22 protein-coding genes are annotated in these 23,116 nt (G+C 69.8%); 13 read left to right on the top strand and 9 right to left on the bottom strand.

Annotated elements, in window-relative coordinates; translation table 11 throughout:
• Nucleotides 1-93: 93 nt before the first annotated feature.
• The 4 genes from NKJ07_RS15985 to NKJ07_RS16000 all read left to right on the top strand — a co-directional run bounded on the left by NKJ07_RS15985 (nucleotide 94) and on the right by NKJ07_RS16000 (nucleotide 9,362).
• A complete protein-coding gene (locus NKJ07_RS15985; RefSeq protein ID WP_318567786.1) occupies nucleotides 94-3,132 on the top strand; it encodes a GAF domain-containing protein in 3,039 nt (1,012 codons plus the stop codon).
• 318 nt (nucleotides 3,133-3,450) lie between these two features.
• On the top strand, nucleotides 3,451-6,387 hold the full coding sequence (locus tag NKJ07_RS15990) for a PAS domain S-box protein (protein WP_318567787.1): 2,937 nt from the start codon (nucleotides 3,451-3,453) through the stop codon (nucleotides 6,385-6,387).
• A 90-nt stretch (nucleotides 6,388-6,477) separates the two neighbouring features.
• The gene (locus tag NKJ07_RS15995; RefSeq protein ID WP_318567788.1) at nucleotides 6,478-7,029 is read left to right on the top strand and encodes a hypothetical protein; all 552 of its coding nucleotides are present in this window, start codon (nucleotides 6,478-6,480) and stop codon (nucleotides 7,027-7,029) included.
• 581 nt (nucleotides 7,030-7,610) lie between these two features.
• Nucleotides 7,611-9,362, top strand: coding sequence for a BCCT family transporter (locus NKJ07_RS16000; RefSeq protein WP_318567789.1), 1,752 nt, complete (start codon nucleotides 7,611-7,613; stop codon nucleotides 9,360-9,362).
• 112 nt (nucleotides 9,363-9,474) lie between these two features.
• On the opposite strand, the gene NKJ07_RS16005 is transcribed toward NKJ07_RS16000, so the two are convergent.
• Nucleotides 9,475-10,458 carry a replication factor C small subunit gene (locus tag NKJ07_RS16005; RefSeq protein ID WP_318567790.1) on the bottom strand — a complete coding sequence of 328 codons (984 nt, stop codon included), beginning with the start codon at nucleotides 10,456-10,458 and terminating at the stop codon, nucleotides 9,475-9,477.
• Between the two features lie 87 nt (nucleotides 10,459-10,545).
• Here NKJ07_RS16005 and samp2 point away from each other — a divergent pair, with 87 nt between their 5' ends.
• The gene (gene samp2 / locus NKJ07_RS16010; RefSeq protein ID WP_318567791.1) at nucleotides 10,546-10,752 is read left to right on the top strand and encodes a ubiquitin-like small modifier protein SAMP2; all 207 of its coding nucleotides are present in this window, start codon (nucleotides 10,546-10,548) and stop codon (nucleotides 10,750-10,752) included.
• Nucleotides 10,753-11,061: 309 nt separating this feature from the next.
• The gene (locus NKJ07_RS16015; RefSeq protein WP_318567792.1) at nucleotides 11,062-11,439 is read left to right on the top strand and encodes a CBS domain-containing protein; all 378 of its coding nucleotides are present in this window, start codon (nucleotides 11,062-11,064) and stop codon (nucleotides 11,437-11,439) included.
• Between the two features lie 13 nt (nucleotides 11,440-11,452).
• On the opposite strand, the gene NKJ07_RS16020 is transcribed toward NKJ07_RS16015, so the two are convergent.
• A complete protein-coding gene (locus NKJ07_RS16020; protein ID WP_318567793.1) occupies nucleotides 11,453-12,628 on the bottom strand; it encodes an Ig-like domain-containing protein in 1,176 nt (391 codons plus the stop codon).
• 137 nt (nucleotides 12,629-12,765) lie between these two features.
• Here NKJ07_RS16020 and NKJ07_RS16025 point away from each other — a divergent pair, with 137 nt between their 5' ends.
• The 3 genes from NKJ07_RS16025 to NKJ07_RS16035 all read left to right on the top strand — a co-directional run bounded on the left by NKJ07_RS16025 (nucleotide 12,766) and on the right by NKJ07_RS16035 (nucleotide 14,883).
• A complete protein-coding gene (locus NKJ07_RS16025) occupies nucleotides 12,766-13,782 on the top strand; it encodes an alcohol dehydrogenase (RefSeq protein WP_425504673.1) in 1,017 nt (338 codons plus the stop codon).
• 64 nt (nucleotides 13,783-13,846) lie between these two features.
• Entirely contained in the window at nucleotides 13,847-14,506 is a 660-nt protein-coding gene (locus NKJ07_RS16030) for a class I SAM-dependent methyltransferase (RefSeq protein ID WP_318567794.1), read from the top strand.
• Complete coding sequence (locus tag NKJ07_RS16035) at nucleotides 14,503-14,883, top strand: GNAT family N-acetyltransferase (RefSeq protein ID WP_318567795.1); 381 nt, start codon at nucleotides 14,503-14,505, stop codon at nucleotides 14,881-14,883. Before NKJ07_RS16030 ends, NKJ07_RS16035 begins: the two co-directional genes overlap by 4 nt.
• 87 nt (nucleotides 14,884-14,970) lie before the next feature.
• Here the strand turns inward: NKJ07_RS16035 and NKJ07_RS16040 are convergent, their stop codons facing one another.
• From NKJ07_RS16040 to larB, 6 genes are all read right to left on the bottom strand, one after another.
• Nucleotides 14,971-16,488: a PAS domain-containing response regulator gene (locus NKJ07_RS16040; protein ID WP_318567796.1), complete on the bottom strand. Its 1,518-nt coding sequence runs from the start codon at nucleotides 16,486-16,488 to the stop codon at nucleotides 14,971-14,973.
• 195 nt (nucleotides 16,489-16,683) lie between these two features.
• Nucleotides 16,684-18,057, bottom strand: a complete 1,374-nt coding sequence (locus tag NKJ07_RS16045) for a phosphoglucomutase/phosphomannomutase family protein (protein ID WP_318567797.1) — start codon at nucleotides 18,055-18,057, stop codon at nucleotides 16,684-16,686.
• 100 nt (nucleotides 18,058-18,157) lie between these two features.
• Nucleotides 18,158-18,322: a hypothetical protein gene (locus tag NKJ07_RS16050; protein ID WP_318567798.1), complete on the bottom strand. Its 165-nt coding sequence runs from the start codon at nucleotides 18,320-18,322 to the stop codon at nucleotides 18,158-18,160.
• Between the two features lie 94 nt (nucleotides 18,323-18,416).
• Nucleotides 18,417-18,698: a GIY-YIG nuclease family protein gene (locus tag NKJ07_RS16055; RefSeq protein WP_318567799.1), complete on the bottom strand. Its 282-nt coding sequence runs from the start codon at nucleotides 18,696-18,698 to the stop codon at nucleotides 18,417-18,419.
• Between the two features lie 82 nt (nucleotides 18,699-18,780).
• Nucleotides 18,781-18,930 carry a DUF7563 family protein gene (locus NKJ07_RS24455; protein WP_425504674.1) on the bottom strand — a complete coding sequence of 50 codons (150 nt, stop codon included), beginning with the start codon at nucleotides 18,928-18,930 and terminating at the stop codon, nucleotides 18,781-18,783.
• Between the two features lie 177 nt (nucleotides 18,931-19,107).
• Complete coding sequence (larB, locus tag NKJ07_RS16060) at nucleotides 19,108-19,863, bottom strand: nickel pincer cofactor biosynthesis protein LarB (protein ID WP_318567800.1); 756 nt, start codon at nucleotides 19,861-19,863, stop codon at nucleotides 19,108-19,110.
• A 303-nt stretch (nucleotides 19,864-20,166) separates the two neighbouring features.
• Between larB and NKJ07_RS16065 the strand changes: the two genes are divergently transcribed.
• Nucleotides 20,167-20,334, top strand: a complete 168-nt coding sequence (locus NKJ07_RS16065) for a DUF1931 domain-containing protein (RefSeq protein WP_318567801.1) — start codon at nucleotides 20,167-20,169, stop codon at nucleotides 20,332-20,334.
• A 57-nt stretch (nucleotides 20,335-20,391) separates the two neighbouring features.
• On the opposite strand, the gene rpiA is transcribed toward NKJ07_RS16065, so the two are convergent.
• The gene (rpiA, locus tag NKJ07_RS16070) at nucleotides 20,392-21,075 is read right to left on the bottom strand and encodes a ribose-5-phosphate isomerase RpiA (RefSeq protein ID WP_318567802.1); all 684 of its coding nucleotides are present in this window, start codon (nucleotides 21,073-21,075) and stop codon (nucleotides 20,392-20,394) included.
• A gap of 93 nt (nucleotides 21,076-21,168) precedes the next feature.
• On the opposite strand from rpiA, the gene NKJ07_RS16075 reads away from it, so the two are divergent.
• The 3 genes from NKJ07_RS16075 to NKJ07_RS16085 are packed head-to-tail and all read left to right on the top strand — an operon-like array spanning nucleotide 21,169 to nucleotide 22,948.
• Nucleotides 21,169-21,684: a hypothetical protein gene (locus tag NKJ07_RS16075; protein ID WP_318567803.1), complete on the top strand. Its 516-nt coding sequence runs from the start codon at nucleotides 21,169-21,171 to the stop codon at nucleotides 21,682-21,684.
• Nucleotides 21,677-22,189 (top strand): DUF7965 family protein, encoded by a 513-nt coding sequence (locus NKJ07_RS16080; RefSeq protein WP_318567804.1) that lies wholly within the window; start codon nucleotides 21,677-21,679, stop codon nucleotides 22,187-22,189. Before NKJ07_RS16075 ends, NKJ07_RS16080 begins: the two co-directional genes overlap by 8 nt.
• A gap of 54 nt (nucleotides 22,190-22,243) precedes the next feature.
• Nucleotides 22,244-22,948 (top strand): SDR family NAD(P)-dependent oxidoreductase, encoded by a 705-nt coding sequence (locus NKJ07_RS16085; RefSeq protein ID WP_318567805.1) that lies wholly within the window; start codon nucleotides 22,244-22,246, stop codon nucleotides 22,946-22,948.
• The last annotated feature ends 168 nt before the right edge of the window (nucleotides 22,949-23,116 follow it).

Here is a 23,116-nt window from a genome sequence, read left to right on the forward strand (position 1 = left end):
GCGGGGGCACGCCGGCGATACGGCTTTAGTGCCGTGTCACGAACTGGAGGCGAACACGACGCGTCCGACCGACTACCGCCCAACGGAGCACCAGTGTCGAACGAGACAGAGCAGTCGACGACTCACACAGCGCCACCCAGCGTCCGCCTCGTCGGAGCCGACCCGGCGGGCACCGCCGCGACGCTCATCGCCCGCGGCGTCGTCGTGACGAACGCGACGGCACGCGACGCTGACCCCGACTCCGCCCCCGACCACAACAACGCCGATGCCGACGCCGACGTGACCGTCGACTGCCTCGTCGTCGACGCCGCGGGGCCGAGTGACTGGCCAGCGGACGCGACGGCCGACTGCGACGGCACGGACGGGGTCCCGACGATCCTCTACGCGCCCGGTCCGGGCGTCGTTTCCGATCGACGCCGGTTCGAGGGCTACGCACGGCGCGGCGACGTGGACGCGCTCTGTGAGCAGATCCGCTGGGTCACCGGCTGCGACGGGTGGACGGGGGCTCGAACGGACCGGGAACGCGGGACCGCAGGGGGCGGCGACGGGAACGCGGACGACGGAAACGCAGACGACGGAAACGCAGACCACGACGACGACCGGCTGGCGACGCTCCACCAGGGAACGGTGAGTCTCATCGAGGCGGCGACCGCCGCGGAGCTGTTCGAGCGGACCGTCGACATCGCGAGCCGCCTGCTCGACTTCGACAGCTGTTACATCGCCGTCGCCGAGGACGGCCTGCTGACGAAGCGGGCGGGCGTCGGCGACGTGGCCGACGACCCTCTCCCGATCGATCACGGGCTTGTCGGCGAGACGTATCGGACTGCAACGACGCACCTCGTCCGCGACACGCAGGCGGAGCCGCGGGCCGACCCGATTCGGCCGACTCACCGCTCGGGCATCGCCGTCCCGCTCGGCGGGGTGGGCGTCTTCGTCGTCATCGCGGACGAGCCGGGGGCCTTCGACGACCGCGACCGCGACCTCGCCGAGCTCCTCGTCCGGTACGCCGAGGGGACGCTGGCGCGGATCCGCTCGGCCGCCGCCATCCGGGAGCGACGCGAACTCATCGAGAACCTCCACGAGGGGACGGCCGCGCTGGCCGTGGTCGGGACGATCCAGGCCGCCGCCGAGGTGGCCGTCGAACTCGCCGAGCGGATCCTCTCGTTCGACATCTGCTACGTCGGCGTGCGCGAGGGCGACGTCGTCGTCCCCTACGCCGTGTCGTCAGGCGCGCCGCCCGACGCGGCCCGCCGGATGCACGTCTCAGAGGGGCTCGTCGGGAAGACCATCCGGACCGGGGAGCCACAGCTCGTCGACCGCGTCGCCGACTCGGAGAGCGAGCCGGTGCGCGACGAGTACCGCTCGGGGATCAGCGTCCCGCTCGGCGACGCCGGGGTGTTTCAGGCGGTCTCCTGCGAGGAGCACGCCTTCGACGAGGGCGACCTCGAACTCGCCGAACTGCTGGCGGGTCACGTCACGGAGACGTTCTCCCGGCTCCGTGCGGAGGCGGACCTCGTCGACCAGCGCGAACGGATCGCCCGGCTCCACGGCCACACCGTCCGGTTGGTCGGCTGTCACGACGTCCCGGAACTGTACGCCGAGACCGTCGAGACCGCCCGCTCGGTGCTCGGCTTCGACACCGCGTACGTCTTCGTCGCCGACGGCGATCGGCTCGTCCCGGTCGCACAGGCCACCCACGCCGACCACGACCCGATCGACGCCATCCCGCTGGACCACGGCGTCGCGGGCGAGACGTACCGAACCGGCACCGCGCGGCTCGTCCGCGACTTCGACACCTCCGAGACCGCGGTGCCCCACCAGGCGGCGTCGGGCGGGGGGATCAGTGTTCCCCTCGGCGACGACGCCGTCTTCCAGGCGGTGTCGTGCGACCCCGACGCGTTCGGCGCAGCCGACCTCGAACTCGCCGAACTGCTCGTCTCGCACGTGACCGCGACCCGCGAGCGCCTCCGCGCCGAGGCGGAGCTCCGCGGCGAGCGCGACCGCCTCGGCGCGCTGTTCGAGAACGTCCCCGACGCCGCCGTCTCCTACGAACTGGTCGACGACGAGCCGTACGTCCGGGCGGTGAACCCGGCGTTCGAGCGCGTCTTCGGCTTCACGAGCGAGGAACTCGTCGGACGGAACCTCGACGACTACATCGTCCCGCCGGCGGGGGAGGAAGCGCGCGCCGCGACGCGGCTGAACGCCCGACTCAAAAGCGGCGAGAGCATCCGCACTGAGTGCCGCCGGTGGACGACCGACGGGGTCCGGACGTTCATCCTGCAGGTAATCCCACTGGAACTCGGGCGGGAGAACGTCGCTGGCTACGCTATCTACACCGACATCACCGAGCGTCAGGAGCGCGAGCGGGAACTCCGCCGACAGAACGAACGCTTAGAGGAGTTCGCCAACATCGTCAGCCACGACCTCCGCAACCCGCTGTCGATCGCGACGGGCTACCTCGACCTCGCCGCCGAGAGCGGCGACCTCGAGGCGTTCGACCGCGTCGCGGAGGCGCACGACCGCATGGGTCGGCTGATCGAGGACCTCCTGTCGCTGGCGCGCAAGGGACAGGTCGTCGGCGAGATGCGGTCCCTCGACGTCGCGACCGTCGCGACGCAGGCGTGGGCCGGCGTCGACACTGGCCGTGCGACCCTCGAACTCCCCGAGTCGCTCCCGGCCGACGGCGACGAGGGGCGGCTGATCGAACTGTTCGAGAACCTCTTTCGGAACGCTGTGGAACACGGTTCCACAGGCAACCCGACTGCACAGCAGTCCGGTGACATCGTCGAGCACGGCCCGACGAGCAGTCGGCCCGAGGCCGACGACGCGGCTGAGCACGGCCCGACGGGCGATCGAACCGAGACTGACGACGACGTCGGAGCGGGGCTGACCGTCCGCGTCGAGCCGCTCGGCGAACCGGACGGCGGGATCGAGGGCTTCGCCGTCGAGGACGACGGTGCGGGCATCCCGGCCGAGCGGCGAGAGTCGATCCTCGTCCCCGGCGAGACGACGAGCGACGCCGGCATCGGCTACGGCCTCTCGATCGTCAACCGCATCGTCGAGGCGCACGGCTGGTCGCTGTCGGTCACCGACGGGGTCGACGGCGGCGCACGCTTCGAGATCCGGTTCTGATCGACGGCAGGTATTTACAGCCGAGCCACGTTATGGCTCGACAGAGAGTTTGGGTCACCGACACGGGGGCGCAGTCGTGCGTTGCTGCCCCGACGCTCCGGAAGCCGATGATGCCCCTCCCGGGTGCGTCGACACCGTCGCTCCGGTGTACCGCCTCCGTCGGGACGGACCCAACGCACCACCGATGACACGTACTCGATCCAGCCGATCGCGGGCTCGCGGGGCCGCGGCAGTCGTCACCCTCCGGCGGGCGGTCGCCCCGGTCGATCCGTCCGTCGACTCCCGTTCGGAAACCGCACCGATCCGCGCGGACGAGCGATGAGCCCGGAGTCGCCGCCCACCGCGGCGTCCGGACATACGATCCGCACGCTCCACGTCGACGACGACCCCGGCTTCGCCGAACTGACGGCCGAGTTCCTCGAACGGAACGATTCGCGCATCTCCGTCGTCACGGAACACCGCGCGAGCGACGGGCTCGACCGGCTTGCGTCGACCGACGTCGACTGCGTCGTCTCCGACTACGACATGCCCGGGCGGAACGGGATCGAGTTCCTCGCCGCCGTCCGCGCGGAGTTCCCCGACCTCCCCTTCATTCTCTTCACCGGGAAGGGGTCCGAGGAGGTCGCGAGCGACGCGGTGTCGGCAGGCGTGACGGACTACCTCCAGAAGGAACCCGGCACCGACCAGTACACCGTCCTCGCGAACCGGATCGTGAACGTCACGGAGAAACACCGGACCGAGGCCGACCTCGAACGCCGGACCAGACAGCACGAAGCGGTCGCGACCCTCGGTCGGCAAGCACTCGAAGCCGACGGCCTGTCCTCGCTGTTCGACGAGGCTGCCCGTCTCGTCGCCGACCGGCTCGGAACGGCGTACGCGACGGTGCTCGAAGGCGGATCGGAGACGGACCTCGTGCTCGTCGCCGGGGCCGGGTGGGACGACGACCTGCTCGGAACGGCGACGGTCGAACCCGGGATCGACTCCCCAGCGAGCCACGCGCTTGCGGGTGCCGCACCGGTCGTCGTCACCGACCTCGGGGCCGAAGAGCGGTTCGACGCGCCCGACTTCCTCGTCGACCACGGTATCGAGAGCGGGATCAGCGTCGTCGTCGGCGCGGGAGCGGAGCCGTGGGGGGTACTGGAGGCGCACGCGACGGACAGACACCAGTTCACGGAGAACGACGTCACGTTCGTCAGGAACGTTGCCAACGTCCTCGGAGCCGCGATCGACCGACAACGCACGGAAGACCGGCTCCGAAAGAGCGAAGCGCGGTTCCGTGAGATCGCCGAACTCAGCCCCGACGGGCTCTTCAGAGCCGACACAGACGGGACGTTCACCTACCTCTCGCCCGCGGCCGGGACGCTGCTCGGCCGGCCGGTGGACGAACTCGTCGGGGAGGGCTTTCACCAGCTGGTCGCCGAGCCGAGCTACGAGGACGCGATCGACGGGTTCGCGCGCATCCTGCGCGGCGAGGTGGTCCGCGGGCTGGCGCTCACGGTCCTCGACGACGACGGGGAGCCGTTCGACGTCGAGGTGAGCGCCAGCCCCGTCCGACGCGACGGCGAGGTGGTGATGGTCCAGGGGATCGCTCGCGACATCACGGATCGTCGACGAGCCGAGCGCGAGCTCCAGCGGAGCCGCGAACGCTACCGGACGCTCGTCGAGAACTTCCCGAACGGGGGGGTCTTCCTCTTCGACAGCGATCTCCGCTTTACCGCCGTCGGCGGCGACGAACTCGACGGCGTCGGACTGAGCCCGGAGGCGATGGAGGGGCGGACTCCGTCGGAGCTGTTCCCGCCGGCCAACGCCGAGACGCTCGAGGCACACTACCGCGCCGCACTGGACGGCGAACACCGCTCGTTCGAGGACGACTGGCAGGGACGACAGTACCACGTTCAGACGATCCCGCTCCGAAACGCCGACGGAGCGGTCGTCTCCGGGATGGCCGTCGCGCAGAACATCACTGAGGATCGGGCGCACGAACGGAAGCTCCATCAGCTCCGCCAGCGGGCGCGACGGCTGACGTACACCGAGACGGTTCCCGAGACCGCCCAGGTCGCGACCGACGTCGCGAACGACGTCATCGGTGCCCCCCTGAGTGGGTTCCACGCGCTGGCCGACACCGGCGACGCGCTCGAACCGGTGGTCATGGCCGACGCCGTGGACGACGTCTTCGAGACGGTTCCGTCGTATCCTCGTGACGCGGAACCGGGCAGCTGTGCCGCGCTCGTCTGGGACGCGTTCGAGCGGGGGGAGCCGCTCCTCATCGACGACACGAGCGCGTACGAGCCGTTGACGGAGCCGACGCCGGCCGGAACCGCGCTCATCCACCCCGTGGGAGAGCACGGGGTGTTCGTCGTCTCGGCGGCCGAACCGAACGCCTACGACGAGACGGAAAAGAGCCTCGCCGAGATCCTGACGAACTCGCTCACCGCGGCGCTGGACCGCGCCGAGCGGGAACAGCGGCTCCGCGAGCGGGAGCGACTGCTCGAACGCCAGAACGAACGCCTCGAGGAGTTCGCCTCGATCGTGAGCCACGACCTCCGCAACCCTCTGAACGTGGCCCAGGGCCGGCTTGCGCTGGTGTACGAGGACTGCGAGAGCGACCACCTCGACGCCGTGGCGACCGCCCACGGCCGGATGGGCGCGCTGATCGACGACCTCCTCACGCTGGCGCGCGAGGGGGAGACGGCAGGCGACGCCACGGTGGTCGATCTGGCGGCGGTGGTCGAGGCGTCCTGGCGACACGTCGAGACGCCTGCCGGCACCCTCGTCTGCGACGCCGACCGACGCCTCCGGGCCAGCGAGAGCCGGCTCCAGCAACTGCTGGAGAACCTCTTTCGGAACGCTGTGGAACACGGTTCCACAGGCAACCCGACTGCACAGCAGTCCGGTGACATCGTCGGGCACGGCTCGACGAGCCCTCGCTCGCAGGCTCGCGAGGACGGCGTGGAACACGGGTCCACGAGCAGTCGGTCGGAAGCCGACGACGCCGTCGAGCACGGCTCCGTCGGTGTCACGGTGACCGTCGGTGACCTCGACGACGGCTTCTACGTCGAGGACGACGGCCCCGGCATCCCCGACGCCGAGCGCGAGCAGGTGTTCGAGCCGGGCTACTCCACGAGCGACGCCGGAACCGGTTTCGGACTGGCGATCGTCTCGGCGGTGGTCGCCGAGCACGGCTGGGAACTCGACGTGACGACGGGCGCAGACGGAGGCGCGCGGTTCGCGATCACGGGCGTCGCACGCGAGTGAGTGTGAGCGACTGCCGACGGGCGAGCGCCACGCTCGTTACCCCGTCTGGGGCGGGCGTCTCATTACCGCTCGGCTCCCCCGTTCGAGGCAATGGTCTCCAAGCCGCTCCACGTGGACTACGCCACGGTTCCGGAACTCATCGAGCTGGTCACCTACATCGTCGAGAGCATCAGCCTCGGTTTCGACCGGTGGAACGAGCCGTACGTCCGTGGCCCGAGCCTCTACTTCGTCCTCGTCTCGGGCACCCACACCGGCGACTACGCCGACCCGCTCGGCGAGAACGTCTGGCCCGTCGAGACTTGCCGGGTCGTCACCGACGACCTCGACGCCTTGGTCGACGCGGCCGAATCGGTCGCGTTCGCGCGTGACGGGGCTGTCGTCCTCAGCGCGGACGGGACGATCCAAGAACAGATGGTCCGGATCAAGAGCCCCAACGCCGGCACGATCGACGACGACGAGGTCGAATACGCCGACTGGATGGGCACGAAACACCTCAGCGCGGTCGAGTCGTCCGTCCGCGAGGAGGTGCTCGCGGCGGTCACACTCAGCGAGGAGACCGGCCGTGTGACCGTCTTTGAGGACGGCGGGTTCATCGACTTCCAGCGCGCGGAGCTGGGCGGCCTGTGGCGGCCCTCGGAGTGAGCGGCGACGGCGTCGGAGCCGTCCTCGCCCCGTCCGGCTTCCCTTCGACGGTCCGACCCCACGCCGCGACGCGGAGCCACCCGCGTCCGCTTCGGGGACGACGCGACCTCTCGGCACCGCTTCCGGATCCGCAACGACGACCCTTCCGACCGACTGGCGTCCCTTTCGGTCCTCTGCACGTGAGCTCCGACGGGAGTCGATCGCTCGGGGGGCAGTATGTCTCACGCAGATGTGCGTTCGAGACATTACTCGTAACACTCGTTGTCGAGTTTAATACTTGTTATAGTCTACTTCAATACTTTTAGACGTTAGATTAGTACTAAATACTCCATCGGTGGACACAGCGGCTTTGTCGAGGTTTCACTACACCGACACGCCTGACGGACTCGACGAAGGGAACTATTATATGTGGTGGATGATAACACTGTACATGTCAATTGAACGTCTAGAAGTGCCGGAAACGGCGGTCGTCCCACCCACCGCGCCGGAACGGCCGCGCCGGACGAGCGGCGGAGCGACGCCTCGACCGTCGACGGCGGATCGGGGGCGTCGGCGCGGTCGCCTCGTCGGGGGTGAGGCCAGTGGCCGTTGACGCTGACGACGACGTCGTCGGCGAGACCTCGGAGGGACTTCAGGTCGAACTGTTCCACCCGGACACCGAACGTAAACCCGGCGACACTAACATCCGCAAGTGGGGGTTCGACGTCCACCCGCGGGTGTTCCCGATCGCCTGCTTGATGATCGCCGTCTTCATCGCCCTCACTCTGTTTTTCAGGCCGCAGGCCGAGGCCGCCTTCGGGGCGATACAGACGACCATCTCCACGACCGCGGGCTGGTTCTACGTCCTCTCGGTGAACGTCTTCATCGTCGTCATCCTCTACTTCGCGTTCAGCAAGTACGGGAACATCCGCATCGGCGGCGTCCACGCCGAGGAGGAGTTCAGCGACTTCTCGTGGATGGCCATGCTGTTCAGCGCCGGCATGGGGATCGGGCTCATGTTCTTCAGCGTGGCGGAGCCGGTCTTACACTTCGGCTCCGTGCCGCCGTTTTTCGGCGGCGTCGAGAGCGGCACGGCCGCGGCCAGCAGTGCCGCGATGGCGACCACCTTCTTCCACTGGGGGATCCACCCCTGGGCGATCTACGCACTCGTCGGCCTCGGGTTGGCTTTCTTCTCGTTCAACCGCGGGCTGCCGCTGACCTTCCGGTCGATCTTCTGGCCGCTGCTCGGCGAACGGATCTACGGGTGGCCGGGCCACGTCATCGACGTCCTCTCGGTCATGGCCACGCTGTTCGGCCTCTCGACCTCGCTGGGCATCGGCGTCCAGCAGGTCAACGCCGGCTTCACCGTCCTGTCGAGTCAGTTCCTTCCGGTCACGATCCCGCAGGCCGTCTGGGTGCAGGTCGCACTGATCGGACTCATCACGGCCATCGCGACGCTGTCGGTCGCCGCCGGACTCGACGGCGGCGTCCGCCGTCTCAGCGAACTCAACCTCTATCTCATGCTCGGCGTGCTGGGCCTGATGCTGGCCGTCGGCCCCACGCTGTATCTCCTCGGGACCTTCGTGTCGAGTCTCGGCACCTACATCGGCGTGCTCCCCGAACTGGCGTTCTGGACGGAGACCCCCGGCGACGCCGGGTGGCAGAGCGGCTGGACGATCTTCTACTGGGGGTGGTGGATCTCGTGGTCGCCGTTCGTCGGCATGTTCATCGCCCGCATCTCGAAGGGTCGGACCGTCCGCGAGTTCGTGCTCGGCGTCCTCCTCCTGCCCTCACTCTTCTCGTTCTTCTGGATGTCCACCTTCGGGGGATCGGCGCTCTTCGTCGAACTGGAGACGGCCGGGACGCTGGTCGCAGCGGTCGACGCGGACGTGGCGACGGCGATGTTCGAACTGTTCTCCTTTTTCCCGCTGACGGTGTTGCTGTCGGTGCTCGGCGTCACGCTGGTGATCACGTTCTTCGTCACGTCCTCGGACTCCGGGTCGCTCGTGGTCGACCACCTGACCTCCGGCGGGAAACACGACGTCCCGGTCGTCCAGCGGGTCTTCTGGGCCGTGACCGAGGGTGCCGTCGCGGCCGTACTGTTGCTCGGTGGTGGACTGAGCGCGCTCCAGACCGCGTCGATCACCACGGGGCTCCCCTTCGCGATCGTCCTGCTGTTGATGTGTTACACGGTCTACCTTGGGCTGAACACCGAGCACGAGATCCTAGAGTCCGACGAGTTCGCCGAGTGGATCGAACGCATCGAGGCGCAAGAGGTGGTCGTCGTCGCCGCGGACGACGACGCCGTGTCGGAGATTCAAGAGAGCGGGAGCTCGACGGTCGTCGACGACTGACCGCGAGGCCGTTTGGATGTGACGTGGACGGTGACGGATCGACACGGACCCGTGGCGCTCGCCGGGCGACCGTTCACGACGGGTCACCCCGCTTCGCCGTCGCGCGGCTCGATCAGTCGTTGAGCGCGAGCGACGCGAGCAGCGCCTCTAGCTGGACCTGTTCGTTCGCCCCTTCGGCGATGCGGTAGTCGGCCTCGCCGATCCGGTCCATCAGCCGGGCGGCCTCTCTCTCCCCGAGGTCGAACTCCCACACCGACCGGTGGAGCTGGTCGATCACGTCGCCGCCGGCCATGCCGACGTCGTCGAGGAGCGTGGCGAGCCTCGCCCGCGCGGCGGGGAAGTCGCCGTCGACCGCGGCCTCGACCATCTCGCGGATCTCCTCGGGGCGCGCCGTCGAGGTGACGGTGTAGACGTTCTCCTCGTCGACCACCTCGCCCGTCGTGGCCGCGGCCTGCAGCGAGTTGATCGCGCGGCGCATGTCGCCGTCAGCGTAGTAGACGAGCGCGTCGACCCCGTCGTCGGTCGTCTCGATCCCCTCCGCCGCGGCGATGTCTTCGATCTGCTGGCGGACAGCGTGATCCGAAAGGGGGGCGAACCGGAAGACGGCACACCGAGACTGGATCGGGTCGATGATCTTCGAGGAGTAGTTACACGAGAGGACGAACCGAGTGTTGTCGGAGAACTGCTCCATCGTGCGGCGGAGCGCGGACTGGGCATCGCTGGTGAGCGAGTCGGCCTCGTCGAGGAAGATGAGCCGGTAGTCGTACTTCCGGGTCATCTGCGAGCGCGCGAAGTTCTTGATCCGGTCGCGGACGACGTCGATCCCGCGCTCGTCCGAGGCGTTGAGTTCGAGGAAGTTGCCGCGCCAGTCGTCGCCGTACAGTTCGCGGGCGATGGCGGTCGCCGAGGTCGTCTTGCCCACCCCGGCCGGCCCCGCGAAGAGGAGATGCGGGAGGTCGTCGCGGTCGACGTAGGACTGCAGGCGTCGGATCGTGTCCTCCTGCCCGTAGATGTCGCCGAGTGTCTGGGGTCGGTACTTCTCGATCCAGATCTCGCGGCCCGTCGACGACCCGGACCCCTGGGCGCTCTCGCTCATGAGTGAGCGAGGGGCGCGTCGCCTCATAAACTCCCCGAGACGGCCGGCGGTCGAAGCCGCTTTGCGGCCGCACACCCACGGACGGGTATGTACGTCACCGTCGACGTCGTCGGCGAGGACTCCCGACGGGTCGAACTCGCCTCGGAGGCGACGTACGCCGACCTCGTCCGCGCGGTCGGCTACAGCGTCCACGAGGTGACGGTCCTCGTCGACGGACGCCCCGTCCCCGAGGACCAACCCGTCGACCCCGACCGCGAGGACGTTCGGGTGCTCCGGCTGGTCAAGGGCGGGTGAGCGGAGCCGCGCACACCGAGAACGGACGGCTCGGAGCGACTGCGTCGCTCCGGCGGTGTGGTCACACCGCCCCGGCGACCGCCCCCGCTCCGTGGTTCCCTCAGTGACCGTCGTCTCCTCACGATCCCTCAGTGACCGCTTCCGTTCCGTGACTCGCCCAGCCCGTCCGTGTGGTCTTGGCGCCTCCGGCTTCCCCGACGCGGACCACGCTGACGCCGATCAGGTCGCCGCGTACCCGACACGACTGCCCGGGAGATGAGAAAAGAAACAGACGAAAAGGACAATACCGGCGGGCCACGTCGGGCCGGTATGAACCGCGACAGCCGCACGCCCGTCGCCGATGTCATGTCGACCCCGCTGGAGACCATCTCGCCGTCGGCGACGGTCGCCGACGCCGCCCGGACGATGCGCGACCACGACATCAGCGCGCTCGTCGTCACGACGAGTCCGCCGTCGATCGTCACCAGCACCGACGTCTTAGACGCCGTCGCAGACGGCCGAGCGCCCGCCGACACGCGCGTCGACGAGGTGATGACCGCCTCGGTCGAGTCCGTCCCGCCGGACCTGCTCATCGAGGAAGTCGCCGCGATGATGACCAGCCTCGGCATCAAACACCTCCCGGTCGTCGAGGGCGACGACTACGTCGGGATGGTCTCGTCGACCGACGTTACCGCCCAACTCGCCTGAGCGGCCCCTCCCGCTACGCCGACCCGCGTGTCGGCTGGACGGAGACGGAGACGCCGTCGTCGCTCACGGCGACCGTGATGGGACCGTTCGGCGCACACCAGACCCAGTTGTACCGCTCCGTCGTCCCGTCCGTCTCGACCACGAACCGGAACGGGCCGGCGGGGTCGACGGCCGCCGGGACCGTCTCGACCGCGTTCGCGTCGACGTCGAACGTCCCCTCGAACAGCGTCTCCGCGCCGGTCGACACCCGGACGGTGACCGTCCGCGGCGCGTCGGTCTCGTTGCGCACGTGGACGTCGTGGTCGGCGTAGCCACACCGGAACGACGGCCCGTCGGTCAGCGAGGCGTACAGCGTGTTCCGGACGCTCGGCTGCCAGTCGTAGATGGCCTCGCCCTCTGCCGTCCGGAGCACGACGTTGTACCGGCGGCTGGCGGGGAACACGGGGACGACCAGCCGGACGTCGGCCGGCAGGTGGTACCCCGACGCGAACCGGAGTCGTCCCTGGTTCCAGACGTGGAGCCTCGCCCGACTCCGCCCCCCGGTGTCGTTGTCGACCGCGAGGGCGGGGGTCGCACCCAGCGCGTCGCTTACCGCGAGATCCGGGGGAATCTCGTACGCGACGGTCCGCTCGCCGCCGGCCGTCGCGAACGGACAGTCGGGACCACAGAGCACCGGGCGGCTGAACGAGACGTCGGGCGTCAGATCGACCCAGAGGTCGCCGAACGCCCGCCCGAGCTCCCAGTCGTAGCGCCGTCGCGCGCCGTCGGCCGGCTCGACGAGCACGCCGTACCGCCCCTCGGTGGCGATCAGGCCGCGGAACGACACCGTCTCGCCCGACGGCACGGCGACGCTGTCGACGAGTATCTCCGTTCCGTCGCCGCCCGCTCCGGCGGTCACGACGGCGGTCAAGAACTGATCCGTGGAACCGAGGTTGCGGACGTGCAGGCCGCGCGGTCGGTCGAGGGGAGGTCCGTCCGAGGCCCGGTACGGCCCCGGGGACGACGTCCGTGGCGACCCGCTCGCTTCCGCTCTGTCTGTCCCGCTCGACCCTGTCCCCCTGGCGGACCCGCCCCTTCCCGACGGGGACGCCGTCGAGTCGGCGTCCCCGCCGGACAGCGCGTTACACCCGGCGAGCGCACTCGTGCCGGTGGTGCCGACCAGCGCACGGAGGACCGAGCGACGACGCATCGTGTTCGTCCCGATGTTCGAGTCGACCGGGATGTAGGTATCGGCGCATGCGAACGGATGGCTCGGTCGCGCTCGGGACGACACCGTTTCTCGTCGAACGAACCCGTTTTGTCTCCGGCGTCCGAGAGACGATACGTATGTCCGACACCATGCGGGCGGCCGTCGTACCCGAACCGGGTGGCGAGTTCGAGGTCGTCGAGCGGGAGATCCCCGACCCGGGCCCCAACGAGGTCCGCGTCGCGGTCGACGCCTGCGGCATCTGTCACAGCGACGCGTTCGTCAAGACGGGCGGCTACCCCGGCGTCGAGTACCCACGGGTCCCGGGTCACGAGATCGCCGGCACCGTCGACGCCGTCGGCGCGGACGTCACCGCGTGGGCCGAGGGTGACCGCGTCGGCGCGGGGTGGCACGGCGGGCACTGTTTCACCTGCGACCCCTGTCGTCGCGGGGACTTCCTCCAGTGTGAGGAGGCCGCGGTGACGGGTATCTCCTTCGACGGCGGCTACGCGGAGTACGCCACGGTTCCCGCCGAGGCACTGGCGGCGATGCCCGAGTCGCTCGCGCCCGTCGACGCCGCGCCCCTGCTCTGTGCGGGCGTCACGACGTTCAACGCCCTGCGGAACAGCGGGGCTCGCCCCGGCGACCTCGTCGCCGTCCAGGGTATCGGCGGCCTCGGCCACCTCGGCGTCCAGTACGCCCACGAGGCGGGGTTCGAGACGGTCGCCCTGTCCCGCAGTTCCGACAAACGCGACCTCGCGGCCGACCTCGGGGCGGACCACTTCGTCGACGCCTCCGATGAGGACCCCGCCGAGGCGCTCCAGTCGCTCGGCGGCGCGCGCGTCGTCCTCTGTACCGCGCCGTCGGCGGCCGCCATCGAGTCGGTCGTTGGCGGCCTCGGCGTCGACGGCGAAGCCGTGGTCGTCGGCGTCCCGGGCGAGGAAGTCGGCGTCGACGTCCAGCACCTCATCGGGACGCGCGGGGCCGTCACGGGGTGGCCGTCGGGCCACGCCCGCGACTCCCAGGACACCCTGGAGTTCAGCGCCCTCCGCGACGTCACCCCCGAGGTCGAGACGTTCCCGCTCGACGACGTCGCCGTCGCCTACGAGCGCATGATGAACAACGAGGCGCGGTTCCGTGCGGTCTTAAAGCCGTAACCCGCGACGACGCCGCGCCGCCGCGCACAACGGGTATATCCGTCGCCCGGTCGAACGCGCAGGCGTGACCGACGACGCGAACGGCGACGGGGGCGGTGGCGTCTACGACTGGTGGAGTCGCCATCCCCGGCTGCTGCGTGCGTTCTACGACGCCGTCTTCCTCGGCAGGGAGGCGCGACTCCGCCGGCAGGCCGCCGACGCGCTCTCGCTGTCGCCCGACGATCGGGTCCTCGAACTCGGGTCGGGAACGGGCAACGGCCTCGGTCCGCTCCGCGAGCGCGTCGGCCCCGATGGCCTCGTGGTCGGTGTCGACGCCAGCACGGGCATGACGCGGCGGGCGACCGGTCGCGTCCGGGAGACGGGGTGGGAGAACGTCCACGTCGTCCGCGGGGACGTGACCCGGCTTCCGACCGTCGACGAGGGGTTCGACGCGGTGTACGCCGCGATGTCGCTCACCGCGACGGCCGATCCCGTGGCCGCGGTCGACGCGGCCCACGACGCGCTCCGCCCGGGCGGCCGACTCGCCGTGCTCGACGCCCGGCCGTTCCAGCACTGGCCGCTTCGTCTCCTGAATCTCGCCCTCGTGCCGCTATTCAGGGCGACGACGGACTGGGTCCCCGACGCGGACGTTCCGGCGGCGATCGAACGCCGGTTCGAGGACGTGACCGTGACGAACTACACCGACGGGACGCTGTTCGTCGCCGCGGGGCGGAGGCCAGCGTGACCGATCCCGACACGGTGACGGTCCGCCCCGGCCGCGAGAGCGACCTGCTCGCCGTCCTCCGGGTGCTCGAAGGGGCCATGCTCGAGGTCGGGGCGACGCAGGTCCGCACCCGGACGGAGGCGGGGGCGGTGCTCGTCGCGGAGATCGACGGGCGGGTGGTGGGGGCGCTCGTCCGCGACGGCGACCACGTCGAGGCGCTCGCGGTCCATCCGGACCGGCGCGGGTCGGGCGTCGGACGGGTGCTCGTCGAGCGTGCGCTGGCCGACACCGGGCGACTCACCGCCGCGTTCCGCGCCGAGGTCCGGCCGTTCTACGAGTCGCTCGGCTTCGAGATCGAAGCACGCGACGGACGGCTCTGGGGCGAACGGCTCCGCTGACCTGCCGCGTGCGGCTACCGACGGCGGAGCCGAGGCCGAAGCCGGGGCCGGCGGAGACGATATCCGTGAGCCCGCCCCGCGACCGCGTTACTCGTCTACCTCTTCGTACATCCAGAGGTGGCCCTCTCCGCCGGGCAGACTGATCGACTCGTGGCTCCGCGCGAGGGTTCCCCCGTCCCGAAGCGCCCACTCTTCGTCGTGCACCGTCTCGTCGGTCGCCACCACCTCGTTGGTCCGTCGGACGAACCCCTCGGGGTCGACGAACGTCCCGCTGACCTCCTCTGCCATCCGTTCGCAGTCCGCGCCGACGACCTCCTCGGGCGTCCCGGGGAGATCGAACAGCTCGAACAGCCGGCCGTTGACCGCCAGGACGCTCCGGGACTCGTCTTCGGCGAGGATGCCGACGGGGAGCGTCTCGAACAGCGTCGACAACAGCGTGTTCGTCCGCTCGAGTTCGGTCTCCCGCACCACGCGCTCGGAGACGTCCCGGCTGATCACGACGAACCGATCCTCGCCGTCGAGGTTGAGCCGCCTGACGTGGATCTCGACCGGGAACGTCGAGCCGTCACGGCGGTGGTAGACGCCCCCCAGCCGGTGTCTGTCGCCGACGTCCATCTCGTTCCACAGCCGCTTTGCCTCCGCCGGGTCCATCGACCGGTCCAGCTCCCACACGCTCATCTCCGCGAGCTCCGCCTGGCTGTAGCCGGTGGCCGTCGCGAGCCGCGAGTTCGGGTCGATGATCCGTCCCTCGGCGTCGTGAACGTTGATCATGTCGGGCGAGTTCTCGAACAGCGCCTCGAGGCGGGCCGTGGTCCGTTCGAGACGCTCCTTTCGCCGCTCGCGCTCGGTGACGTCCTGGAACTGCGAGAAGACGGCGACGACCTCCCCGTCGTCGTCGGTCACGATCCGGTTGTGCCACTCGCAGACGATGTGCGACCCGTCCTTCCGCACGTTCTCGTCGATGCTGTGGTAGCCGCCCTCGGCCGCCGCCAGGGCGGACGTGACCTCGTCGACGTTCTCGTAACTGGTGTCGGAGACGATCTCCTCCCACGTCTCTCCCCGCAACTCCGCTTCGGTGTACCCCAGGATCTCCTCGCCGGCGTCGTTCAGTCCGACGATCTCGAACTCGTCGTCGTACTCCAACACGCCGAGCGGCGACTGCTCGATGAACAGCGACAGCCGTTTCTGGCTCTCTTCGAGTTCACGCTGGGAGCGGTACTGCTTGACCGCGTTCTTGATGCGGTTCGCGAGCACGGCGTACTGTCCGGTCCCGCGTTCCTTCTGGAGGTACTCGGTGACGCCGGCGGTGATGGCGTCGCCCGCGATCTCCTCCGACCCTTTCCCGGTGTAGAGGACGAACGGGAGCTCCGGATGTCGCTCGCGGACGGCTTCGAGCAACTCGATCCCGTTCCGCCCGGGCATGTCGTAGTCGCTTACGAGACAGTCGACGCAATCGACGAGCCGGTCGACGTCCGCCAGCGGGTCTGTCGTCGTCTCGACGTCAAAACAGTCGTTTTCGCGTTCGAGGTAGATCGCGGCCAGGTCTGCGAGCTCGGGGTCGTCGTCGACGTGGAGGACACGGATCCGATCTAACGTCACGCCCATGATGTAGCTGACTCTCTATCTGTAGGGCAAGGTGAGTAATAAATCAATGAGACAGTCTCGCTCGGAGTACCGAGCCGGATCGCAGTCCACGCCCGCGGCACCCGACCGCGGGGTCGACCGCGACCCCGTCCCGTGCCCGCTCCGCCATCGGCACGACCCGGGGCGGACGGCGGCGTCCGGTGATCCCGTACCGCCTCAGACGAGCGGTTCGACCAGGTCCCGGCCCGCGTCCAGGAGCGCCTCGATCCCCTCTTTACTGCTGGCCTCGGCGTACACTCGCAGGACGGGCTCTGTACCCGACGGGCGGACGAGGAGCCACGACCCGTCCTCTAGGAGGAGCTTGAAGCCGTCGAGCGTGACGACCTTCGCGATCTCGCGTCCGGCGACGGTCTCGGGCAGTTCCTCTTCGAGATCCGAGAGGACGCGCCCCTTCTCGGAGTCCGGACACTCGACCGAAATCTTGTCCGCGACGATGTCGCCGTGCGCCTCGAGAAGGCGGTCGACGCGGGCGTCGAACGGCTCCTCGCTGGCGATCGCCGCTCCCAAGAGCCCCATCAGGACGCCGTCCTTCTCGCGGATGTGCCCGCGGATGGAGAACCCCCCTGACTCCTCCCCACCCACGAGCGCGTCGTGTTCTTTCATCCCCTGGGCGACCCACTTGAAACCGACCGGCGTCTCGAACACTTCTTCCCCGTGGGCCTCGGCGATGCGGTCGATGAGGAACGTCGTCGAGACGGTCCTGACGGCGGGCCCGGCGTCCGACTGGAGCAGGTAGTCGTACAGCGCGGCGAAAAAGAGGTTCTCGTCGAGTTTGCCGCGCTCGGGCGTGACGAACGCGACCCGGTCGGCGTCGCCGTCGTTCGCCACGCCGAGGTCGGCGTCGTGTTCTGCGACCGCCGCTTCGAGGTCGGCGAGGTTCTCGGCGCTCGGTTCGGGGTGCGCGCCGCCGAACGTGGGGTCGTCCTCGCATCTGAGTCGAATCACCTCCGCGCCGGCCGATTCGAGGAGGGCGTCGGTGACGCCGCGGCCGGAGCCGTGGATGGCGTCGTAGACGACGGTCACGCCCGAGAGGTCGGCGTCGACGAGCGAGCGGGCGTGCTCGGCGTGGACGGCGACCAGGTCCTCACGGCGGACCGCGCCGCGCTCGTCCTCGGGGAGGAACTCCGGTTCGCGGAGGTTCGCCTCGATCCGCTCCGTGACCTCGGGGAGGGCGGGCGCGCCGTCGGACGGAATGAACTTCACGCCGTTGTACTCCGGCGGGTTGTGCGACGCGGTCAGCATGAGCGCGCCCGAACAGCCGCGGTCGACGATGTTGTACGCCGCGACGGGTGTCGGACAGTCCCGTTCGGGGAGGACGACGTCGAAGCCGTTCCCCGAGAGGACCTCCGCGAGCGACTCGGCGAAGCCCGGCGACGACTCGCGGGCGTCGTACCCGACGACGACCGGGTCGTCGAACCCCTCCTCGGAGAGGTAGTCAGCGACGGCCTGCCCGACGATCCGTACGCGGTCGTCGGTGAAGGTGTCGAGCGTGGCGCGCCAGCCGTCCGTACCGAAGGAGATCGCGTCCATACCGCTCCATGTGTGGGACTGCGCTAAAAAGTATGCCAGTCGATAGATCGTGTGGTCGACGGGGCCACGCGAGCGGGTCGGCTGGTCGTATCCCACCCGATCAGGGGTCGTCTCCGGTCGGCGGCGCGAAGTAGCTGTCGGCCTGCAGCTTCCGCGTGATCTCACGCAACGGACCGTCGTGACACCGGTGACACTGTTCCGGGACCGTGAGGTCGGCGTGGACGGTCCCACACCGGTCACAGGCGTAGAATCGCAACCCGAGCATTACCCTCTCTTCGTGCCGCCGTCGCATGAGTCGTTCCATCGTCCCGACGGCACTCCACACACCGCGTCGCTGGCTCGGTCGGCCTCCCGTGTGGCTACTCCGCGTCCGCACTCCGGTCAAGCACGCGTTCGACGTCCGTCTCGGCCGCGAGGCGGGCCTTCTCTCCGTGTGAGAGCTCCTTGAGTTCGTACTCGCGGGACATCGCGGCCGACCGCGACTCGAACCGCTCGACGTGGACCAGTTCCACGGGCGTCCGTCCGCGGGTGTACTTCGCTCCCTCGCCCGCGTCGTGTTCTGCTTCCCGGCGTCGCGGCTCGGTCGTGTAGCCGGCGTAGTACGTTCCGTCCGCACAGGCCAGGAGGTACGCGTAGTGCACGGTCGGACGACAGCGCGCGAGGGCGTTAACCCTCCGCTTCAGACAGGTTGGCTTCGCGTGGTGGTCGTCCGCGACTCAGCGGTCATGCATTGCGGGTCCGGTTCCGCGCGACTTCCGCGATACCCGCGTTCGCCGAACAGTTTGGACAGGCGAGGACTCGCCCGACTTCGTCGGCGAACACGCGCGCGAAGCGCTCGGAGACGTGCGACCCGCAGTGGTCGCAACTTGGCATTGATCGCGCCCGGCAACCACCTGTGCCGGTGCTCCTCGTTAGAACTCTACACTCTTAGGCCTTCGCGCGCACGCGCGGGAGGCTAACAAACGTTCACCGAACGCGATTCTCACACGACGTTCGATCAGAATCGATCTCGGCCGAGAAACGACGACCGACCGAACGCCGGTCCGGCGCTCACGACCGTCCGTCGTCGACCGCGCGGGCGACGAGGCCGGCCTGTGCGCCCGCGACGAACCCGGCGTCGACGTTCACGGTCGAGAGGACGGTACAGGACTGGAGCATGCCGGCGAGGGCCGCCTCGCCGTCGCCGCCGAAGCCGTAGCCCGTCGAGACGGGGACCCCGATCACGGGCGTGTCGACGAGTCCCGCCACCACGGTCGGGAGCGCCCCCTCGCGGCCGGCGGCGACGACGACCACGTCGGCGGCCCGGAGCACGTCGAGGACGTCGACGACCCGTCCCAGGTGGGCGACGCCGACGTCCTCGATCCACTCGACGGTCGCGCCCATCTCGCGGGCGATGACGCTCGCCTCGCCGGCGACCGGCGCGTCGGAGGTCCCCCCCGTGGCGACCGCGACGGTCGCGTCGAGCGTCGGCGGCTCGAAGTCGGGAGCGTGGGCGACGACCGTCCGGGCGCGGGCGTCGTGGTCGACGTCGACCGCGCTCGGCAGCCCCGCCGCGACGGTCGTCGCCGTCTCGCTGTCGGCGCGCGTGACGACGGCCCGCCCCGTCGTCTCGACGCTCGTCGCGGCCAGATCCGCGGTCTCATCGGCCGATTTCCCGTCGGCGAGGATCGCCTCGGGCACGCCGCGTCGCGTCTCGCGGGCGGCGTCGAACCGCCCCGCCTCCGTGGTCGCGTAACCGCGCAGTCGCGCCTCGGCCGCCGCCGGCGAGAGGTCGCCCGCCGCGACCGCGTCGAGGATGTCTCGCATACGCCGCTCTCGACGCTCGGACGGCACATAGCTGTCGTTCGACGGTCGCTCGCGGGTGACCGCCCGGTCGCGCCCGGTCGCGTCCGGGGGCGTCGGTGCCCTCGTTGTAACACATCCCTGTCACGCGTCTGACGGAGAGCTGTCGACTCGCCCTCGATATCGGTGCCGAATCGGGACTGAAGATGGCGTTCTCCGGCATCATATATAAATACGGCCCCTGGAACAGCCATATTCGACGGACACACCGGCAGAGACCGTCGTTTGGGGAAATCTTATTAATAAGGGGCTAGTACGGTAATCCGTATGGCAGACCTCATTGTCAAGGCCGCTGTCAAGGAAGCGCTCAGCGACAAGAACGTAGCCTCGGACTTCTACGACGCGCTGGACGCCGAAGTGAAAGAACTGCTCGACGACGCCGCTCGCCGGGCCGAAGAGAACGACCGCAAGACGGTCCAGCCTCGCGACCTGTAACTCCCCGGACGATCACCGTTCTCGATTTATTACGCCGTCGAGCCGCGGCCACCCCGATCAGTCGTACACCGTCACGCCCGTGTCGGTGCCAACGTGTACCTCGTCGGCCAGTCCGACGAACAGGCCGTGTTCGACGACGCCCGGCACCGTCGCGAGCGTCCCCGAGAGTGCACCCGGATCCGGAATCTCCCCGAAGTCGCAGTCGAGGACGAGGTTGCCGTTGTCCGTGACCACCGGCCCGTCCTTCCCTTCGGCGCGGCGCAGCGTGGGGTCGCCGCCCGCGTCGCGGACCGTGCGCGCGACGACGGTGTGTGTGTCCGGCAACACCTCGACCGGCACCGGGTGTGAGAGGACGTCGACCCGCTTCGAGGGATCGGCGACGGCGACGAACCGCTCGGCCATCGCGTCGACCACCTTCTCGCGGGCGTGGGCCGCCCCGCCGCCTTTCACGAGGTCGAACCCCGACACCTGATCCGCGCCGTCGATCGCGAGGTCGATCCCGTCGACCTCGTCCAGCGCCCGGAGCGGGACGCCGACCTCACGGGCGAGTTCTCGCGACTGGAACGACGTCGGGACGCCGACGACGTCGAGCCCTTCTGCGACCGCCTCGCCGAGGCGGCGGATCGCGTGCGCCGCTGTACTGCCCGTTCCGAGGCCGACGACGGTCCCCGGTTCGACGAGCGCGGCGGCGGACTCGCCCGCGCGTCGCTTCGCCTCCTCGTCTCCGCCGGTCGTCTTCATACTCGATCGCCCGCGCCGAACGCGTAAAAAAAGCGTCGTCCGCCGGCGAGGTCGTCCCCGACACTCATGACGTTCGGCCGACTACCGCCGTCCATGGTCCCTCCGCTCCCCTCCCCACCGCCTGCCGCCGCGTTCGCGCTCGGAACGGCTCCTCACCCATCGGTCTCGTCGACGCCCCTGCTCGCCTCTCCGACGCTCCTCGTCCGCTGGCTCCACGTCCTCGCCGCGACGGTCGCCGTCGGCGGGAGCGTCCTGACGTGGGCGCTCCTCCGCGCCGGCCGGCTCGATCTCGACGTCGCCCTCTTCGCCGCCCGCGGCTACGAGTGGCTCTTCTGGGCCGCCGTCGGCACGCTCGTGGCGACCGGCGTCGGCAACGTCGGCGCGTTCGCCCCGACCCTCCCCGGCGGTCGGTGGCGGACGGTGCTCGACCTGAAACTCGGGCTGATCGCCGTCGTGCTCGTCGGCTCCGCTCTCCGGGCGACCCTCCTGGCTCGCCTTCGGACCCGCCCCCACCCGACTGCCGGACGGCTGCTCCGTGTCTCGTACGGCGCGACCGCGGCCGGCCTCGTCGTACTGCTCTCCCTGGCGGCGGTACTCGCCCATGGCTGAGGCGCCCGCGCCTGCGCCGACGCGGACACGGACGACCGACCGGCCGGATTCGCCCGACGGATACGGTGACGACCCGCTGCTCGCGTGGGCGCTCGCGTCGTTCCACGCCACACTCCTCCTCGTCGTTCCGCTGACGCTCGTTCACGCCGTCGCCCCGGTCGTCCTCGGCGACATCCTCGCGAATCTCGACACCCTCGTCGGGGTCGCGCTCTTCGTCGTCCTCTGGGGGTCGACGTGGTGGTCGAACCGGCGGTACCTCGCGGCGTCCGACGCCGACGACGTGGTCGCGACGCTCCTGACGGCTGCGAAGTGGGGGACGGTGACCGGCCTTCCTCTGTTCGGCTGTCTCGTTCTCGCGGTCCTGGTCGCCACGAACCCGACGTTCGCCGGCCTTCTGGCCGTCGTCGGCGCGGTCGTCGCCCCGATCGTCGGCGCGGTCGTGGGGGCGACCCTCGCCGGCGTCGACCTCGCGCTCGCCCGGGTCGCGCGCCGGCTGCTCCCGTGAGCGCACGAGTGGGGGCTGGCGAACGGTTTTGCCACTCGCGCCCGAGGACCGACCATGACACGCACTGCCGTCGTCGCCGGCGTCGGTCCGGGCCTGGGTGAGTCGATCGCACGCCGCTTCGTCGCCGAGGGCTGTCGCGTCGCACTCCTGGCCCGCACCGCGTCGTACGTCGAGGGGCTCGCGGCCGACCTCGGCGAGGCGGCGCTGGCGGTGCCGACGGATCTCACCGACCCCGACGCTGTCGACGACGCCTTCGCGACGGTCCGACGCGAGTTCGGTCCCGTCGACGTCCTCGTCAACCACGCCAGCGGCGGCTCGTGGAAGGGCGTTCGTGACGTCTCGCTCGCGGAGTTCGAACACGCCTGGCAGGTCGGCGCACGCGCGGGCCTGCAGTGCTCGCAGGCGGCGCTCGACGACATGGTCGGGGACGACGAGGAGGCAGCGACGGGAGGCACGATCATCTTCACCGGCGCGACGTCGTCGGTCCGTGGGCGGGGTGGGGCCGCCGCCTTCTCGAGCGCGAAGTTCGCGGTGCGCGGGCTAGCCGAGTCGATGGCCCGGGAGTTCGGCCCCGCCGGCGTCCACGTCGCACACGTCGTCATCGACGGCGGGATCCGCCCGCCGGGTCGCGACGTCTCGAACCCCGAGGAGTATCTCGACCCCGACGCCATCGCCGACTCGTACTGGCACCTCGTCGAACAGGACGAGAGCGCGTGGACGCTCGAACTCGACCTCAGGCCCCACGTCGAGGCGTTCTGAACGGGCACCAGAGAGGAGATGTTACCCGGCACGACGCGAGAGCGGCGACTGACACGATAGAAGCAGCCGCAGCCGCCAGGGCAGTGAATCCACGGGCCTCCCCAGCCGACTGCGGTACTCGGGTCTCGGTTCGTCTGCGGGCGACGTACGAGCCGCCCGCCCGGCCAG

The sequence above is a fragment of the Salinigranum marinum genome (genome assembly GCF_024228675.1).
GTDB lineage: Archaea > Halobacteriota > Halobacteria > Halobacteriales > Haloferacaceae > Salinigranum > Salinigranum marinum.